The following is an 18,217-nucleotide window of genomic DNA, read 5'->3' on the forward strand; positions in this document are numbered from 1 at the left end:
GCGCGCCGGACAGACGCGGCACCCTGGTGGTGCGAACCTGCCGGCCCGGACATCCCCGATAAGAACCCCCCAAATTTTTCATTCAGGAGTTAGACATGCCACTCGTTTCCATGCGCCAGCTGCTGGACCATGCCGCCGAGAACAGCTACGGCCTGCCGGCCTTCAACGTGAACAACCTCGAACAGGTGCAGGCCATCATGCAGGCCGCCGACGAGGTCAACGCCCCGGTAATCATGCAGGCGTCGGCCGGCGCGCGTAAATACGCCGGCGAGCACTTCCTGCGTCACCTGATCGAAGCGGCCGTGGAAGCCTACCCGCACATCCCCGTGGTGATGCACCAGGATCACGGCCAGTCGCCGGCAATCTGCCAGGGCGCCATCGACCTTGGTTTCTCGTCGGTGATGATGGACGGCTCGCTGCGTGAAGACGGCAAGACCCCGGCCGAATACGAGTACAACGTCGACGTGACCCGCAAGGTGGTGGCGCTGGCCCACGCCGTGGGCGTGACCGTGGAAGGCGAACTGGGCTGCCTGGGCTCGCTGGAAACCGGCGAAGCGGGCGAGGAAGACGGCATCGGCGCCGAAGGCGTGCTGGACCACTCGATGCTGCTGACCGACCCGGAGCAGGCCGCCGACTTCGTCAAGGCCACCCAGCTGGACGCGCTGGCCATCGCCATCGGCACCTCGCACGGCGCCTACAAGTTCACGCGCAAGCCCACGGGCGACATCCTGGCCATCAGCCGTATCAAGGAAATCCACGCGCGCATCCCCAACACCCACCTGGTGATGCACGGTTCGTCGTCGGTGCCGCAGGAACTGCTGGAAGAGATCCGCAAGTTCGGTGGCGACATGAAGGAAACCTACGGCGTGCCCGTCGAGGAAATCCAGGAAGCGATCAAGTTCGGCGTGCGCAAGATCAACATCGACACCGACATCCGCCTGGCCATGACCGGCGCGATCCGCCGCTTCTTTGCCGAAAACCCGAGCAAGTTCGACCCGCGCGAGTACCTGAAGCCGGCCCGCGAGGCCGCCAAGCTGGTCTGCAAGGCCCGCTACGTGGCGTTTGGCTGCGAAGGCCAGGCCAGCAAGATCAAGCCGGTCGGCCTGACCGACATCGCCTCGGCATACAAGTCGGGCAAGCTCGCCCAGGTTGTGCAGTAATCACTGTCGTGACGGCGTCGTCCCCAGCATACGGGGGCGACGCTTTTTTGTTTCGTTTTCGCGTTTGGCTCTCCCGCCGGCCCAGACCCCACCATGTCCCAAGCTCTCTATCAGTCCTCCATCCAGTCCCTGCCGCTGCTCGGCCATGGCAAGGTCCGCGACAACTACGCCGTTGGCGACGACAAGCTGCTGATCGTCACCACCGACCGCCTCTCGGCGTTCGACGTTATCCTGGGCGAGCCGATCCCGGCCAAGGGCCGCGTGCTGAACCAGATGGCCAACTTCTGGTTCCGCAAGCTGGCGCACATCGTGCCGAACCATGAGACCGGTATCAGCGCCGAGAGCGTGGTGGCGCCCGAGGAAGTGGCGCAGGTGCAGGGCCGGGCCGTGGTGGTCAAGCGGCTGAAGCCGATCCTGGTGGAAGCCGTGGTGCGCGGCTACCTGGCCGGCAGCGGCTGGAAGGACTACCAGGCGACGGGCAAGGTGTGCGGCATCGAGCTGCCGGCCGGCCTGCAGAACGCGCAGAAGCTGCCCGAGCCGATCTTCACGCCGGCCGCCAAGGCCGAAATGGGCGAGCATGACGAGAACATCTCGTTCGCCGAGGTCGAGGCGCGGATCGGCAAGGAACTGGCTGCCCAGATGCGCGACATCTCGATCCGCCTGTACAAGGAAGCGGCCGACTTCGCCGCCACGCGCGGCATCATCATCGCCGATACCAAGTTCGAGTTCGGCCTGGACGAGAACGGCACGCTGACCCTGATGGACGAGGTGCTGACCGCCGATTCGTCGCGCTTCTGGCCGGCCGATTCGTACCAGGTGGGCACCAACCCGCCGTCGTTCGACAAGCAGTTCGTGCGCGACTGGCTCGAGGCCGTGCGCATCGACGGCAAGCCGTGGCCCAAGACCGCCCCGGCGCCCAAGCTGCCCGAGGACGTGGTGCAGAAGACCGCCGACAAGTACCGTGAGGCGCTGACCCGCCTGACCGGCGAAGCACTCGCCTAACCGCACTAGGAAGGACAGATCGTGAGCAACGCAGCAAAGCCGGTGGTCGGCGTGGTGATGGGCAGCAGTTCCGACTGGGACGTGATGCAGCACGCGGTGGCCATGCTCAAGGATTTCGGTGTGGCGTTCGAGGCACAGGTGGTCTCCGCCCACCGCATGGCCGACGACATGTTCCGCTACGCCGAGTCGGCGCGCGGCCGGGGCATCCGGGCGATCATCGCCGGCGCCGGCGGTGCCGCCCACCTGCCGGGCATGATCGCCGCCAAGACCATCGTCCCGGTGTTCGGCGTGCCTGTGCCGTCGAAGTACCTGCGCGGCGAGGATTCGCTGCTCTCCATCGTGCAGATGCCCAAGGGCGTGCCGGTGGCCACGTTCGCGATTGGCGAAGCCGGCGCGGCCAACGCGGCGCTGCACGCCATCGCCACGCTGGCCACCACGGACGACGCGCTGGCCAGCGCGCTCGAGGCGTTCCGCGCGAAGCAGACCGAGGCCGCGCGCGCCATGACGTTGCCGGCCTGAGTCTCAGTCCCTCTCTCTCTATATATAAGCAAGCCGCCGGAACCGATCCGCATGCCGACCGATATCCATCCCCACCTGTCCGAAGCCCACACGCCGGAGTCGCGCGCCGAGTTCGGCGTGGACAACCCGACCGCGCCGATCCTGCCCGGTGCCTGGCTCGGCATGCTCGGCGGCGGCCAGCTCGGCCGCATGTTCACCCATGCGGCGCAGGCCATGGGCTACCGCGTCTGCGTGCTGGACCCGGATCAGGACAGCCCGGCCGGCGCCGTGGCGGACCGGCATATCTGCGCGGTCTATACCGATGAGGCCGCGCTGGCCGAGATGGGCCAGCTTTGCGAGGCCGTGAGCACCGAGTTCGAGAACGTGCCGTCGCTGTCGCTGGACCGCCTGGAGCAGCTGGGCGCGTTCGTGGCGCCGCGCGGCTATTGCGTGTCGATCGCCCAGAACCGCATCGGCGAGAAGAAGTTCTTTGCCTCGTGCGCCGAGCGCACCGGCGTGCCGCCGGCCCCGCACTGGGTGATCCAGCACGATGCCGATGTCGACCAGATTCCGGACAACGTGCTGCCGGGCATCCTCAAGACCGCGCGCATGGGCTACGACGGCAAGGGCCAGGCCCGCGTGAAGACGCGCGAGGACGTGCGCGCCGCGTGGCGCGCCATGCAGCACGTGCCGTGCGTGCTGGAGCAGATGCTGCCGCTGGCCTACGAGGTGTCCGTGCTGGCCGCCCGCGCCGCCGACGGCAGTACCGCCACCTGGCCGCTGGCCGAGAACGTCCATCGGGACGGCATCCTGTTCTCGACCACCATGCCTTCGTCGAGCGTGTCTGACGACATCGCCAACCGTGCCCGCGCCGCCGCCGCCACCGTGGCGACGGAGATGGGCTACGTCGGCGTGCTCTGCATCGAATTCTTCGTGCTGACCGATGGCACGCTGGTCGCCAACGAAATGGCGCCGCGCCCGCACAACTCGGGCCACATCACCATGGACGCCTGCGAGACCAGCCAGTTCGAGCAGCAGGTGCGCGCCATGGCCCGCCTGCCGCTGGGCAGCACGCGCCAGCATTCGGCCGGCAAGATGCTGAACCTGCTGGGCGATGTCTGGTTCGAATTCGGCCTGGAGCGCACGCCGGCCTGGGACGCGGTGGTGGCCCAGCCGGGCGCCAAGCTGCATCTGTACGGCAAGAACGACGCGCGGCCGTCGCGCAAGATGGGCCATGTGAACTGCGTGGGCGAGCAGGCTGCTGCCGCCGATGCGGCGTTCAACGCCGCCGCGCAGGCGCTTCATATCCCGGTCTGAGGGTCGTCGATGTCTTCACGCATGCCCACGGCGGCCGAACTGGATGAGGCCGTCCGCCTGCTCGAGGCCGGCCAACTCGTCGCCTTTCCGACGGAAACGGTCTACGGGCTTGGCGCCGATGCCGAGAACCCCGAGGCCGTGGCGCGCATCTTCGCCGCCAAGGGCCGGCCGTCGAACCATCCGGTGATCGTCCACGTGGTGGATGGCGCCGATGTAGGCTACTGGGCTGCGGAAGTGCCGGAGGCGGCACAGAAGCTGATCGACGCCTTCTGGCCCGGTCCGCTGACGATCATTCTCAAGCGCGCCGCCCATATTCCGGCGGCGGTGGCGGGCGGGCAGGACAGCCTCGGGCTGCGCTGCCCCTCGCACCCGGTGGCGCAGGCGCTGCTGTCGCGCTTCCGGCGTGGCCGGGGCGGCATCGCCGCGCCTTCGGCCAACAAGTTCGGGCAGGTCAGCCCGACCACGGCCGAGCATGTGCGGGACGAATTCGCGGGCACGGTCTACGTGCTGGAGGGCGATGGGGTGGATATCGGCATTGAATCGTCGATCGTCGATCTGTCGCGCATCGACGAGGTGGGGCCGGTGCTGCTGCGCCCCGGCGCGATCACGGCGGCGATGATGGCCGACGTGCTCGGCACGATGCCGCTGGCCCCCGACGCCGCCGCGCCGCGCGCCTCGGGCACGCTGCGCGCCCACTACGCACCGCGCACGCCGCTGACGCTGGCCTCGCCGGATCAACTACCGCGTTTTCTGGCGACGCTGCCGGCCGATGGCCGGCTCGCCTGGGTCGGCGGGGCGCAGGTCAGCGACGACCCGCGCTGCGTATTCGTGCCAGCCCCGGCCACACCGGACGCCTATGCCCAGGCGCTCTACGGCCTGCTGCGCAAGCTCGACAAGGAAGGTTTCAGCCGGCTCGTGTTCGAGCCAGTCCCCGACGCCCACGACTGGGACGGGGTACGCGACCGCCTGGGCCGCGCGGCGGCGGCATTCGAAGCCTGATTGCGCCAGGGCCGCCCTGGCCCTACCGGCGCTACCAGGCGCTCAAGGCGCTCAAGGCGCTCAAGGCGCTCAAGGCGCTCAAGGCGCTCCGCGAAACACCCATTCCATCAGCGCATCGTGCGCTTCCTGCGCGGCGGAGGCGTTGGGGTGGTTGATGTACGCCACCACCACATAGCGGCTCCCGTTCGTCGCATCGACATAGCCGGCCAGCGCGCGCACATCGGCCAGCGTGCCGGTCTTCAGGTAGGCGTTGCCCGCCGCGTGGGCGCGCGTGAGCCGGTTGCGCAGCGTGCCGTCCACGCCGAGGATGGGCAGGGAATCGACCAGGGTATAGCCGACGTCGCTGGCCAGTGCCTGCTGGAGCAGCCGGGCCATGTCATAGGCGCTGATGCGCTCCTCGCGCGAGAGTCCCGAGCCGTTGTCGAGCACCAGCCCCGGCATGTCCAGCCCCTGGCGCGTCAGCCAGCGGCGGATCACCTGCGCGGAACGCGCCGTGCTGGCCGGGCCGCTGCGGTCCATCTCCGCGCCAATCGTCAGGAACAGCTGGCGCGCCATCACGTTGTTCGAGAACTTGTTGATGTCGCGCACCACGTCGCCAAGCGGCTGGCCGTAGTGGCGCGACAGCAGGAACGCGCCACGCGGCACCGCGCCGCTACGCAGGCCCGGCATGTGCGCGAAGCGGCCGCCGGCCGCCTGCCACTCGGCCACGAACCCACCCCAGATGAAATCACTGTGCGACAGCGTGGCGAGATTGACCACACGCTCGCCGCAGTCGCCCGAATAGGTGCCTTCGAAGGTGGCCACCACGGTGCCGTCCGGCTGCGGGGCGATGTTGGGCGTGGCGCGCGAGCGCCAGTCGCCGCAGCGGCCGTTGGTCAGGGTCAGGCGGTTCTCCACGCGCAGCTGCGCCAGCGCGGGCGTGACCGCCACGTCCACGGTGCGGCCGGCGGCGTCCGGGGTGATCGTGAACGACAGGGTCTTGAAGGCGTACAGCAGCGCGTCCGGATTGACGTTGTAGGCGCGCTGGGATTCGCCGTCGATCGTATAAGTGCCTTCGGCAGCATCCGCGAAGAAGCTGCGGTCGAGCACCACGTCGCCGTCGATGGTGGTGGCGCCCGCGTTGCGCGCCGTGGCCACCAGCTTGGCCATTTCCTCCGGCACCAGCTTGGGATCGCCGCGCCCGCGCAGGTAGACGTTGCCGCGGACGGTGCCGTCGGCGGTGGGCTCGCTATCGGCGTAGAGCGAGGTCAGCCAGCGGTAGTCCGGCCCCAGCAGCTGCAGGCCGGCGAAGGTGGTCACCACCTTCATGGTCGAGGCCGGGTTCATCGGCGTCTCGGCGTTCCAGCTCACGCGGGCCTGCGGTGCGCCGACCTTGACCACGTAGAAGCTGGCGGCAGAGAGCGGCACGTTGGCCCGGCGCAGCGCGGCCGTGACCGATGCCGGTAGCCCGGTGCGGGCGGCGGCCAGGTCGACGGTGTCGGCGCTCGCGCGGCGGACCGAGGCGGATTTCGAGGCGGTGGCTTTGACGGCCTGCGCCGCCTTGGCGGGCTTGGCGGGTTTGGCCTGGGCACCGGCGATGCCGGTGGTGAGCAGCACGGCGGCGGCGATGGCGGCCGTCAGCGGAAGGCGAAGCAGGGCAGGACGATTTGGCATGGCGAGCATGTTAACGCATGCCCGCCATCGGCTGGATGACGTAAAACAGCCGCTTCACGTGCCAGTTCACCCGTGAAGTCGGCTTGGCGTCTCAGCGACGCTCGGTTCGGTCAGGGGCAGTCGGCGGCGCAGTCGCGCGGCGTGGCGTTCGGGATCGGAAAGATCGCATCGTAGGCCCAGTTGTAGATCAGCGCGTAGACCATGTAGAAGCCGGCCACGGCGATGTCCATGATGAAGGCATCGATCAGGCTGATGTCGAGATACCACGCCACGGACGGCAGGAAGACCAGCAGCAGCCCGCCTTCGAACAGGATGGCGTGAAGCACGCGGATGGCCGGCGTCTTCCGCAGCTGCCCCCGGAAGCGCAGCATCGCCTTGTCGAACATCAGGTTGTAGACGTAGTTCCAGACCGCGGCGATCAGCGATGCCACCGCGCCAATCAGGCCCATCTGGTGCAGGGCGAAGCCGAACACCCAGCTGGCCAGCGGCGCGAAGGCCAGCAGGCCGATCAGCTCGAAGCCGACGGTATGGCGGATGCGGTCTCCGGTGGTGCGCATGAGGGGATCTCCTTGGGATCGATGGAGGCCATTCTATCGGCAGGACAACTTAGGACAAGTTGGATACCATCGGCAAAACAGATGGATTGATGCCAATCGGGCGCCGATCCAGCATCGATGTGACGGAAGGAGTACCCCATGAGCCTGTCCCTGGACCAGCTGCAAGCCTTCGTGGCCGCCGCCGAGAGCGGTTCGTTCTCGGGCGCGGCGCGCAAGCTCGGCAAGGCGCAGTCGGTAATCAGCGCGGCGGTGGCCAACCTGGAGATCGACCTCGGCAACGCGCTGTTCGACCGCACCGCGCGCTACCCGGTACTGACCCCGGCCGGCGAGCGCCTGCTGGTGGAGGCACGCGTGATCCTGGAGCGCTGCGAGCATTTCCGGGGCGTGGCGATGAGCCTGGGCGAGGGCGTGGAGTCGCGCCTGACGCTGGCCGTGGACGAGCTGTACCCCGAAGAAGTGCTCGGCGTGCTGCTGGACGAGTTCTCGCAACGCTTTCCCGCCGTGGAGCTGGAGCTGCTGTTCCCGCTGATGGAGGACGTCAGCCGGCTGGTGATGAGCCAGTGCGCGGACCTCGGCATCATGTGGCGGCAGGAGGTGCTGCCGCCCGAGCTGGCCTTCCACGCGCTGGGCTGGGTGCCGATGCCGGTGATCTGCGCGCCCGACCATCCACTGGCCGCCCATGCGCAGGTCGATTTCGAGGAGTTGAAGCGCCATCGCCAGCTGATGGTGGCCACGCGCAGCGACAGCGAGGAGAAGAAGCGGCTGCGCGTGGCGGCCGAGGTCTGGTGGGTGGAGAGCCAGTGGGTGATTGTCGAACTGGTCAAGCGGCGGCTGGGCTGGGCCTTCGTGCCGTGGCACATCGCCGCGAGTTCGCCGGCGGCGGCCACGCTGGTATCGCCCCGGCTGGCCTTCCAGGACCAGGACTGGCCCGTGGCGATGGAACTGGTCTGGCACAAGCAGCGGTCGCTCGGCAAGGCCGCGACGTGGCTGCGCGAACGCGTGAGGCGGCAGCCGTTGCCGGCGGCGCCGGCGCGATAGGACATTTGCACGCGAATGCAAACGCCGAAATCGGATGGATCTGACCGTCCGCAAGAAATATCGCAATTGAGTGAAATCGCAAATACGGCACGGCATCCGCCCGTATATAACCGACAGCATTTCCACGTCGGGAGGTTTCGATGCGAGTCGCTGTGTTGTCGTATGCGCGCGCCGCCATGCTTGCGGCCATGGTGTTACTGATGGGCATGGCGGGCCCGGCGGGTGCGGTGCCGCCCAGCTTTGTCTATCGCGGCACCGCTACCCTGAGTCCGGACGAGGTATTTGCCCACGGCATTCCCAACGCCGGCACCAATGACGATCTCTATGATCACGTGAACGGCGGATCCTGCTCGCGTGGGGATACCGCCTTCGTCCCCACCTCGGCATCGGAGACCTTTGCCTACGAACGTGCGATGTATGCGCTGATCACGAATCCCGCGGCGACGTTCTATGTGTACCGCATCCGCGCGGCCGGCAACTTCTATAGCGCGGATGCGTCGCTGCGCGCCGCGTACCGCGCCACGGGCGACCAGCGCTATCTCTCCACCGCGAATCACTTCCAGCATCAGGAAGAATGGCTGGCCTTTCATGGCGTGCAAGCCAATCAGGTCGAGTCTGTCGTGGCCTACCGGCGCAACGCACAGACGCTCCAGATCGAGCAGGTCGAATCGCGCAGGAATCCCAACTACATTGCCGCCAACACCCGGGGCAACGAGGCGATCTTTGTGGCCCGGCCACCCCGGGGAAATATTCGCGTTCTCCGGCCCTCCTTCCGTTATTCGCACGTGTCCGCGTGCTTTGGCTGCTTTCCCCAGCAACGCAGCGCGCGGTCCGTCGACGGGGCCAGTACGGCGCAGTGCGAGTTCTTCTCGGTGCCGATCAACGACAAGAAGGTCACGGTGATCGACCCGATTGTCGGCGACAGGACCCAGCGCTTCGTGCCCTGGACGACCAGGAACACCAAGCGCAATGCGGCAACGACCACGGGGCCGGCGGCGTGCGTGATCACGCCGGGATCCCCATTGACGGTGGATTGCAGCCGCTTTCGCCATGCCGACAAGTTCTCGGTGGCCCTGCGTGCGGGGGGAAGCGCGAACACGTGGGTTGACACATCGTTCAGCGGCGGCGATGTGTTGACGGGGTGGGCGCGCACGAGCGGGCAGATTCCGGTATCGAACACGACCCGCACGCTGGGCAGCTATGGCTATTCCACTTCCACCGTATTCAGCGGCTTCGACAAGAGCTGGTGGTCCGAGGTGACCGTGATGCCCGTGTACCCCAGGCTGCCGAAGAATCCCGTGCCAATCTGCCTGTATCGCGGTAACGGTTTTCAGGATCGTCTGGACTGTGTACCGGCCGGGGGCGAATGGCCGACCATGCAAGGCGCGGCGAATGACGCGACATCCTCGATCGACGCGCCAGCCGGTCAGCGATATCAAGTGTGCGAGCACTTCGAATTCAAGGGACGCTGCAGTTTCCTTATCGGACGCGCAGACACTGTCGATCTGAATCGTATTGGCATGAACTCGACCATTTCCAGTATCCGCGTCTGCCGCAAGCCGGTGCCGAACACCTGGAGGGCACCCCCTGACAACCGGGGCGTCATTGGCGACATCTATGCCTACGACAATCCCGGCACCGGCGCGCGCGAGTACTTCAGGCTGAACAAGACCACCTACGGCCAGTTTTACCCGGGGTGGATCTCTCACGCAGAGGAATGGACGCGTCTGCCCGGCTACCAGGAATGCTAGTCAGTCGATTGGGCCGATCCGGTCGATCGGGTCGATTGGGCCGATTGGGTCGATGAGAGGGCGGACACCGGCGGCTGCGCCGCCTCGGCACTCGGGTCATGCCAGCCGCCGCCCAGCGCCGCGATCAGCGTGACGGCCGCCGTGTACTGGCGGCCCGTGATCGACAGCGCCGTGCGTTCCGCCGTATAGGCGGCGGTCTGCGCGGTCAGCACATCGAGCAGCCCGGCCGTACCGGCCTTGTAGCGGTTGTTGACCAGCGCCAGCGCCTCGCGCGCGGAGCGCAGGGCATCGTTCTGCACGGTGGCTTCCTGCCCCAGCAGCCGCGCGGCGGCGAGGTTGTCTTCCACCTCCTGGAATGCGCCCAGCACGGTCTGGCGGTAGTTGGCCACGGTCTGGTCGTAGGCCGCCACGGCCTGGGCCTTGGCCGCGCCGCGCAGGCCGCCGTCGAACACGGTGCCGGCCAGCCCGGCGCCCACCGACCACACGCGGTCCGGCAAGGACAGCCAGCGCGCCAGCGTGCCCGCCGTCAGCCCACCCGTGGCCGACAGCGACAGCGTGGGGTAGTACGCCGCCTGCGCCACGCCGATATCGGCATTGGCCGAGGCCATGCGCCGCTCTGCCGCCGCGATATCGGGCCGGCGCTCCAGCAGCGTGGAGGGCACGGCCACCGGCACGTTGGGAATCGCATCGTCCACTTCCACCACGGCCATGGTCAGGTCCGCCGGCGGCTTGCCAACCAGCACCGCGATGGCGTGTTCCAGCTGCGCGCGCGTGATCTGGATGTCGATCTGCTGCGCCTGCGCGCTCTTCAGCTGGGTTTCCGACTGCAGCACGTCTGAGCGCTGCGCCGTGCCGGCCTGGTACTGGTTGCGCACCAGCAGCAGCGACTTCTCGTAGTCGGCCACGGTGCGGTCGAGCAGCGCGCGCTGCGAATCGGCAATGCGCAGCAGGAAGTAGCTCTGCGCCAGCGTGGCCTGCGTGGAGAGCAGCGTGGCGGCCAGGTCGGCCTGGCTGGCCTGCGCGCCGGCCTGGGCGCTTTCCACCTGACGGCGGATGCGGCCCCAGACGTCGATCTCCCAACTGGCGGACAGCGTGGCGTTCTGGCCATTGGTGATACGGCCGCCGGTGCTGCTGGCGCCGCGCGAGAGGCCGGCGGACGCACCGATCACCGGGAAGAAGCCCGCGCGCGCGGCCTGCAGCGAGGCGGTGGCCTGCCGGTACTGCGCCTCGGCCGCCTTGATGTTCTGGTTCGAGATCTGCACCTGCGCCATCAGGTCGTCCAGCGCCGGGTCGCCGAACACGCGCCACCAGTCGGCGCGCGCCGTGGCGTCCTGCGGCTCGGCAGTCTTCCAGTCGCCGGTCCAGGCCGGCATGGCCTCGCTGGCCTCCTTGAACGCCTTGGGGACGGGCGCATCGGGGCGCTGGTAGTCGGGGCCGACGGCGCAGCCGGCCAGGACCAAGCAAGCGAGGGCGATGGCGGAGGCGCCTCGCAGCGAAAGAGGGCGGTTCATCTTCATCATGGATGTCAGGATTCCAGCCGCGGCGCGGCGTCCGGGCGTTGGCCGTGGCGCTGGCGGCGGGTGCGCCAGGCCTGCACGCGCAGGCGCCAGCGGTCGAGCGTGAGGTAGACCACGGGCGTGGTGTAGAGCGTCAGCAACTGGCTCACCACCAGGCCGCCGACAATCGAGATGCCCAGCGGCGCGCGCAGCTCGGCGCCGTCGCCCCGGCCGATGGCCAGCGGCACCGCGCCCAGCAGCGCGGCCATGGTCGTCATCAGGATCGGCCGGAAGCGCAGCAGGCAGGCGCGATAGATCGCCTCGCGCGGGCTCATGCCCTCATTGCGCTCGGCGTCGATGGCGAAGTCGATCATCATGATCGCGTTCTTCTTGACGATGCCGATCAGCAGGATCACGCCGATCAGCGCGATGATGCTGAACTCCGTCTTGAACAGCAGCAACGCCAGCAGCGCGCCCACCCCGGCCGACGGCAGCGTGGACAGGATGGTCAGCGGGTGCACGTAGCTCTCGTACAGGATGCCGAGCACGATGTAGATGGTGATCAGCGCGGCCAGGATCAGGTACGGCTGGCTCTTGAGCGAGTCCTGGAACGCCTTGGCGCCGCCCTGGAAGTTGGCCTGGAGCGTCTCGGGGGCGCCGATCCTGGCCAGCGCGTCGCGGATGGCGTCGGTGGCCTCCGACAGCGAGAACCCCTCGGCCAGATTGAACGAGATGGTGGAGGCGGCGAACTGGCCCTGGTGGTTCACGCCGAGCGGCGTGCTGGTCGGCGTGACGCGCGCGAAGGCCGAGAGCGGTACCTGCCGGCCGTTGCCGGTGACCACGTAGATGTCCTGCAGCGCATGCGGCCCCTGGAGGTACTCCGGGCTCAGCTCCATCACCACGCGGTACTGGTTCAGCGGGTGGTAGATCGTCGAGACCAGCCGCTGGCCGAAGGCGTCGTTGAGCACGGCATCCACCTGCTGGGCGGTGACGCCGAGCTTGGAGGCGGTGTCCCGGTCGATGATCACCGAGGTCTGCAGGCCCTTGTCGTTGGTATCGGTATCCACATCCTCGATCCCCTTGATGTTCGAGATCGCCGCGCGCACCTTGGGCTCCCAGGTGCGCAGCGTCTCCAGGTCGTCGGACTGCAAGGTGAACTGGTACTGCGAACTGCTCTGGCGGCCGCCCACGCGGATGTCCTGCACCGATTGCAGGTAGAGGTTGGCGCCGGGCTCCTTGGCCAGCTTCAGGCGCAGCCGGGCGATGATGGCGTCGGCGGACTCCTTGCGCTCGTTCAGCGGCTTCAGCGTCACGAACATCTGGCCGGTGTTGCGCTGCGAGCCCCCGGTGAAGCCGGTGACGTTGACCACCGCCGGGTCGGACTGGACGATCTTGATGAAGTTGTCGAGCTTGCCGCGCATGGCCTGGAACGAGGTGGCCTGATCCGCGCGGATGAAGCCGATCAGCCGGCCGGTGTCCTGCTGCGGGAAGAAGCCCTTTGGCACGATCACGTAGAGCCAGACGTTCAGCGCCATGGTGGCCAGCAGGATCACCCAGACCAGCTTGCCGTGCCGCAGCGCCAGGTCCAGCGAGCGTGCGTAGCGGTCGTGCAGCCAGTTGAACACGCGCTCGCTGGCCTGGTAGAAGCGGCCCTGGCTGGCCTTCTGCTCGTCCACGGGGCGCAGCAGCCGCGCGCACATCATGGGGGTAGTGGTCAGCGACACCACCAGCGAGACCAGGATGGCCACCGACAGCGTGATGGCGAACTCCTGGAACAGCCGGCCCACGATGCCGCCCATCATCAGCAGCGGGATGAACACGGCGATCAGCGACAGGCTCATCGACAGCACCGTGAAGCCCACCTCGCGCGCACCGCGCAGGGCGGCCGCACGCGGCTTCATGCCGTTCTCGATATGGCGCGAGATGTTCTCCAGCACCACGATGGCGTCATCGACCACGAAGCCGGTGGCAATCGTCAGCGCCATCAGCGACAGGTTGTTGAGCGAGAACCCGCACAGGTACATCACCGCGAACGTGCCGACCAGCGACACCGGCACGGCCACGCTCGGGATCAGCGTGGCGCGCACGTTGCGCAGGAACAGGAACACCACCATGATCACCAGCGCCACCGAGATCATCAGCGTGTGCTCCACCTCGCGCAGGGAGGCGCGGATGGTGGGCGTGCGGTCCATCATCACGTCCATCGAGATGCTGGCCGGGATCATCTTGCGCAGCTGCGGCAGCATCTCGTTGACGCGGTCCACGGTCTCGATGATGTTGGCGCCGGGCGAGCGGTTCAGCACCAGCAGCACCGACGGCTTGCCGTTGGCCGAACCGGCGTTGCGGATGTCCTGCACGGAATCCACCACGCTGGCCACGTCCTGGAGGCGGATCGGCACCGCGAAGGCGTTGGGGCCGGCGGCAGCGCTGTTGCCGCCCGTGGCGCCCGAGCTGACGGTGGTGGTGCCGCTGCTGGTGGTGATGGTGGTGGTGGTGATCCCGTTGACGGTCTTGGTGCTCACCCCGCCGCCGGCCGTGGCGTTGGCCGTGCTGGCGATCAGCGCGCCGGCCGAGGCGGACGAAAACGTGCCCGGCGTGGCGTAGCGCACGATCAGCGGCATGTAGTCCTTGGCCGTCATCGCCTGGTCGTTGGCGTAGACCTGCCAGTTGTTGACGTTGTTCTCGAGCACGCCGAGCGGGCGGTTGGCGTTGGTGGCCGAGATCGTGTTGCGCACGTCCTCGAGCGAGATGCCGTACTTGTTCAGCGCCGTGGGGTTCAGCTCCACCCGCACCGCCGGCAGCGAGGCGCCGCCAATCGTCACCTGGCCCACGCCCTCCACCTGCGACAGCTTCTGGGAGAGGATGGTGGAGGCGGCGTCGTAGAGCTGGCCGCGCGTCATGGTGGGCGAGGTCAGCCCGATGATCATGATCGGCGCGTCGGCCGGGTTGACCTTGCGATAGGTCGGATTGTTCGGCAGGCTGGTCGGCAGCGTGCCGCGCGAGGCGTTGATGGCCGCCTGCACGTCCCGCGCGGCGCCGTCGATGTCGCGCGAGAGGTCGAACTGGAGCGTCACGCGCGTGGAGCCCAGCGAGCTGCTGGAGGTGATCTCGGTCACGCCGGCGATGGTGCCCAGCGCGCGTTCCAGCGGCGTGGCCACGGTGGCCGCCATGGTCTCGGGGCTGGCGCCGGGCAGCGACGCCGAGACCGAGATGGTCGGAAAGTCCACCTGCGGCAGCGGCGAGACCGGCAGCAGCCGGAACGCCGCGAGGCCCGCCAGCAGGATGCCGATGGTCAGCAGCGCGGTGGCAACCGGGCGTTGGATGAAGGCGGCCGACAGGTTCATCAGGCGTGCGGCTCCTGCGGGGTTGCGTTCGGGTTCGGGTTCGGGTTCGGATGCGGATTCGGGCGATGCACGCCGTCCTCGTCGTCGCCACCCTCGTCAGGGTCGCCAAAGCGGCGCTTGCGCCACCCCTTGAGCCGCGTCGCCACGCGGTCGAACGCCAGGTAGATTACCGGCGTGGTGAACAGCGTGAGCACCTGGCTGACCAGCAGGCCGCCGACCATCGTCACGCCAAGCGGCCGGCGCAGCTCGGAGCCGATGCCCGTGCCCAGCATCATCGGCAGCGCGGCCAGCAGGGCGGCCATGGTCGTCATCAGGATCGGGCGGAAGCGCAGCAGGCAGGCCTGGAAGATGGCGTCGCGCGGCGTCATGCCGCCCTCGCGCTCGGCCTCGAGCGCGAAGTCGATCATCATGATGGCGTTCTTCTTGACGATGCCGATCAGCAGGATGATGCCGATGATGGCAATGATGCCGATGTCCTGCCCCGAGACCAGCAGCGCCAGTAGCGCCCCCACGCCGGCCGAGGGCAGGGTGGAGAGGATGGTCACCGGGTGGATCGTGCTCTCGTAGAGCACGCCCAGCACGATGTACATCGTGATGACGGCGGCCAGGATCAGCCACAGCGTGTTGGAGAGGGAGGCGCGGAAGGCCAGCGCGGCGCCCTGGAACTCGGTCACCATCGAGATCGGCAGGTTCAGCTCTTTTTCGATCTGCGTGATCTTGTCCACCGCGGCGCCCAGGGACTCGCCCGGGGCCAGGTTGAACGAGACCGTCGCGGCCGGGAACTGGCCCTGGTGGTTGACCACCAGCTGGCCGGTGCGCTCGCTGATGCGGGCGATGGCGCCCAGCGGCACCTGCCCGCCCGACGACGACGGCAGGCGCAGCTCGGCCAGCGACTGCGGGCTGGTGCGGAACTGCGGCATGGTCTCCAGCACCACGCGGTACTGGCTGGACTGCGTGAAGATGGTCGATACCAGCCGCTGGCCGAACGCGCTATAGAGTGCGCTGTCGATCACGGCGGTGGTGATGCCGAAACGCGCGGCGGCATCGCGGTCGATGTCCACATAGGCGCGCAGGCCGTTGTTCTGCTGGTCGCTCGCCACGTCGCGCAGCTCGGGTTCCTGGCGCAGCCGCTCCACCAGCCTGGGCACCCATTCGGCCAGCGTGGCCGGGTCCGGGTCTTCCACGGTGAACTGGTACTGCGTGCGCGAGACGCGGTCCTCGATGGTCAGGTCCTGCACCGGCTGGGTGTAGAGCGAGACGCCGCCCAGCTGCTGCACGGCGTCCTGGAGCCGCTGGGTGACCACCGTCATGCTGTCCCGGTCGGCCTTGGGCTTGAGGTTGATCAGCATGCGGCCGGCGTTGAGCGTGGTGTTCGTGCCATCCACGCCGATGAACGACGAGACGCTGGCCACGGCCGGGTCCTGCATGATCACCTTCTGCACGGCCTCCTGCTTGCGGCCCATCGCCGCGAACGAGGTGGTCTGCGAGGCTTCGGTGATGGCCTGGATCACCCCGGTGTCCTGCACCGGGAAGAAGCCCTTCGGCACCAGCATATAGAGCAGGCCGGTCAGCACCAGCGTGGCCACGGCCACCACCAGCGTGGCGGTCTGGCGGTTCAGCACCCACTCCAGCGCCTGGCCGTAACGGTGGATCACGTTGTCGAAGAAGCGGCCCGTGGCGCGGTGGAAGCGCGGCAGTTCCTCCTCGGGCACGTGGCGCAGCAGGCGCGCGCACATCATCGGCGTCAGCGTCAGCGACACCACGGCCGAGATCAGGATCGACACCGCCAGCGTGATGGCGAACTCGCGGAACAGCCGGCCCACCACATCGCCCATGAACAGCAGCGGGATCAGCACGGCCACCAGCGAGAAGGTCAGCGAGATGATGGTGAAGCCGATCTGCTTCGACCCCTTGAGGGCCGCCGCCATCGGGGAATCGCCTTCCTCGATGTAGCGCATGATGTTCTCGATCATCACGATGGCGTCATCCACCACGAAGCCGGTGGCGATGGTCAGCGCCATCAGCGTCAGGTTGTTGATCGAGAAACCGGCCATGTACATCACGCCGAAGGTGCCCACCAGCGAGAGCGGCACCGCCACGCCCGGGATGATGGTGGCCGGGATGTTGCGCAGGAAGACGAAGATCACCATCACCACCAGCGCGATGGCCAGCAGCAGCTCGAACTGCACATCCTTGACCGAGGCGCGGATGGTGGTGGTGCGGTCGGTCAGAAGCTGCACGTGCACCGAGGCCGGCAGCGACGCCTGCAACTGCGGCAGCAGCGTCTTGATGCGGTCCACCACCTCGATCACATTGGCGCCGGGCTGGCGCTGGATGTTCAGCACGATGGCGGGCTTGCTGTTGGCCCAGGCGGCCAGCCGGCTGTTCTCGGGGCCGTCGACGATGTCGGCCACGTCGGTGATGCGGATCGGCGCGCCGTTCTGGTAGCCGATGATGATCTGGCGGTATTCGTCGGCGGAGCGGAGCTGGTCGTTGGCGTCGATGGTGGAGGCGCGCGCGGGGCCGTCGAAGCTGCCCTTGGCGCCGTTCACGTTGGCGCTGCCGATGGCGGTGCGCAGGTCGTCGATCGACATGCCGAGCGCGGCCAGCGCGGTAGGGTTGGCCTGGATGCGCACCGCGGGACGCTGCCCGCCGCTGATGGTGACCAGCCCCACGCCCTGGATCTGCGAGATCTTGGCGCCCACGCGGGTGTCCACCATGTCCTGCAGCTTGGGCAGGGGCAGGGTGTCCGAGGTCATCGCCAGCGTCATGATCGGCGCATCGGCCGGGTTGACCTTGCTGTAGACCGGCGGCATGGGCAGGTCAGACGGCAGCAGGTTGCCGCCCGCGTTGATGGCGGCCTGCACCTGCTGCTCGGCCACGTCCAGCGACAGCGACAGCTCGAACTGGAGCGTGATGACCGACGCACCGCCCGAGGACGACGACGACATCTGCTTGAGCCCCGGCATCTGGCCGAACTGGCGCTCCAGCGGCGCGGTGACCGAGGAGGTCATCACGTCCGGGCTGGCGCCGGGGTAGAGCGTGGTGACCTGGATGGTCGGGTAATCCACCTCCGGCAGCGCGGACAGCGGCAGCAGCCGGTACGCCACCAGCCCGGACAGCAGGATGGCCAGCATCAGCAGTGCCGTGGCCACCGGCCGTTCGATAAAGATGCGTGAGGGATTCATGCCGTCTCGGGTGCGTCGCCGTGCTTACTGCTGCGGCCGTTGGCCGACGGTGCCGGTGGGGTTGGCCGGCGTGTTGGTGGTCGGGTTCGGGTTGGTGTCGCCGTCACGGGGGCGCCGGCGCTCGGCTGCGGCGCCGGAGGCGCCCATCGCCCCAACCGCTCCGGAGGCATCGCTGGCCCCGGCGTGTGCCCCGCTGGCGCCGCTGGCCCCGCCG

13 protein-coding genes are annotated in these 18,217 nt (G+C 68.0%); 7 read left to right on the forward strand and 6 right to left on the reverse strand.

Annotated elements, in window-relative coordinates:
- Window positions 1-95: 95 nt before the first annotated feature.
- The 5 genes from fba (at window position 96) to KHO18_RS17420 (ending at window position 4,976) form a co-directional block, all read left to right on the forward strand.
- Window positions 96-1,160 (forward strand): class II fructose-bisphosphate aldolase, encoded by a 1,065-nt coding sequence (fba, locus tag KHO18_RS17400; protein ID WP_144197297.1) that lies wholly within the window; start codon window positions 96-98, stop codon window positions 1,158-1,160.
- A gap of 93 nt (window positions 1,161-1,253) precedes the next feature.
- On the forward strand, window positions 1,254-2,162 hold the full coding sequence (locus tag KHO18_RS17405; protein WP_144197298.1) for a phosphoribosylaminoimidazolesuccinocarboxamide synthase: 909 nt from the start codon (window positions 1,254-1,256) through the stop codon (window positions 2,160-2,162).
- A gap of 21 nt (window positions 2,163-2,183) precedes the next feature.
- Window positions 2,184-2,681, forward strand: coding sequence for a 5-(carboxyamino)imidazole ribonucleotide mutase (gene purE / locus KHO18_RS17410; protein WP_092292053.1), 498 nt, complete (start codon window positions 2,184-2,186; stop codon window positions 2,679-2,681).
- 51 nt (window positions 2,682-2,732) lie between these two features.
- Window positions 2,733-3,977, forward strand: a complete 1,245-nt coding sequence (locus KHO18_RS17415; protein WP_144197300.1) for a 5-(carboxyamino)imidazole ribonucleotide synthase — start codon at window positions 2,733-2,735, stop codon at window positions 3,975-3,977.
- Window positions 3,978-3,986: 9 nt separating this feature from the next.
- Entirely contained in the window at window positions 3,987-4,976 is a 990-nt protein-coding gene (locus tag KHO18_RS17420) for an L-threonylcarbamoyladenylate synthase (protein WP_144197301.1), read from the forward strand.
- A 78-nt stretch (window positions 4,977-5,054) separates the two neighbouring features.
- Here the strand turns inward: KHO18_RS17420 and dacB are convergent, their stop codons facing one another.
- Both dacB and KHO18_RS17430 read right to left on the reverse strand, forming a co-directional pair.
- Window positions 5,055-6,638, reverse strand: coding sequence for a D-alanyl-D-alanine carboxypeptidase/D-alanyl-D-alanine endopeptidase (dacB, locus tag KHO18_RS17425; RefSeq protein WP_144197302.1), 1,584 nt, complete (start codon window positions 6,636-6,638; stop codon window positions 5,055-5,057).
- A 101-nt stretch (window positions 6,639-6,739) separates the two neighbouring features.
- Window positions 6,740-7,186 carry a PACE efflux transporter gene (locus tag KHO18_RS17430; RefSeq protein WP_092298000.1) on the reverse strand — a complete coding sequence of 149 codons (447 nt, stop codon included), beginning with the start codon at window positions 7,184-7,186 and terminating at the stop codon, window positions 6,740-6,742.
- A gap of 138 nt (window positions 7,187-7,324) precedes the next feature.
- Between KHO18_RS17430 and KHO18_RS17435 the strand changes: the two genes are divergently transcribed.
- Complete coding sequence (locus KHO18_RS17435; protein ID WP_144197303.1) at window positions 7,325-8,224, forward strand: LysR family transcriptional regulator; 900 nt, start codon at window positions 7,325-7,327, stop codon at window positions 8,222-8,224.
- Between the two features lie 140 nt (window positions 8,225-8,364).
- Window positions 8,365-9,975: a hypothetical protein gene (locus tag KHO18_RS17440; RefSeq protein ID WP_211943632.1), complete on the forward strand. Its 1,611-nt coding sequence runs from the start codon at window positions 8,365-8,367 to the stop codon at window positions 9,973-9,975.
- Here the strand turns inward: KHO18_RS17440 and KHO18_RS17445 are convergent.
- The 4 genes from KHO18_RS17445 to KHO18_RS17460 form a co-directional block, all read right to left on the reverse strand.
- Entirely contained in the window at window positions 9,972-11,495 is a 1,524-nt protein-coding gene (locus tag KHO18_RS17445) for an efflux transporter outer membrane subunit (protein WP_211943633.1), read from the reverse strand. The two genes, KHO18_RS17440 and KHO18_RS17445, sit on opposite strands and share 4 nt — an antisense overlap.
- A gap of 5 nt (window positions 11,496-11,500) precedes the next feature.
- Entirely contained in the window at window positions 11,501-14,815 is a 3,315-nt protein-coding gene (locus KHO18_RS17450) for an efflux RND transporter permease subunit (protein WP_144197306.1), read from the reverse strand.
- On the reverse strand, window positions 14,815-18,003 hold the full coding sequence (locus KHO18_RS17455; RefSeq protein WP_244844880.1) for an MdtB/MuxB family multidrug efflux RND transporter permease subunit: 3,189 nt from the start codon (window positions 18,001-18,003) through the stop codon (window positions 14,815-14,817). Before KHO18_RS17455 ends, KHO18_RS17450 begins: the two co-directional genes overlap by 1 nt.
- A gap of 24 nt (window positions 18,004-18,027) precedes the next feature.
- Window positions 18,028-18,217 (reverse strand): hypothetical protein (locus KHO18_RS17460; RefSeq protein ID WP_211943634.1); only part of this gene is annotated, 190 nt, incomplete at its 5' end.

The sequence above is a fragment of the Cupriavidus campinensis genome, assembly GCF_905397395.1.
GTDB classification, from domain to species: domain Bacteria; phylum Pseudomonadota; class Gammaproteobacteria; order Burkholderiales; family Burkholderiaceae; genus Cupriavidus; species Cupriavidus campinensis.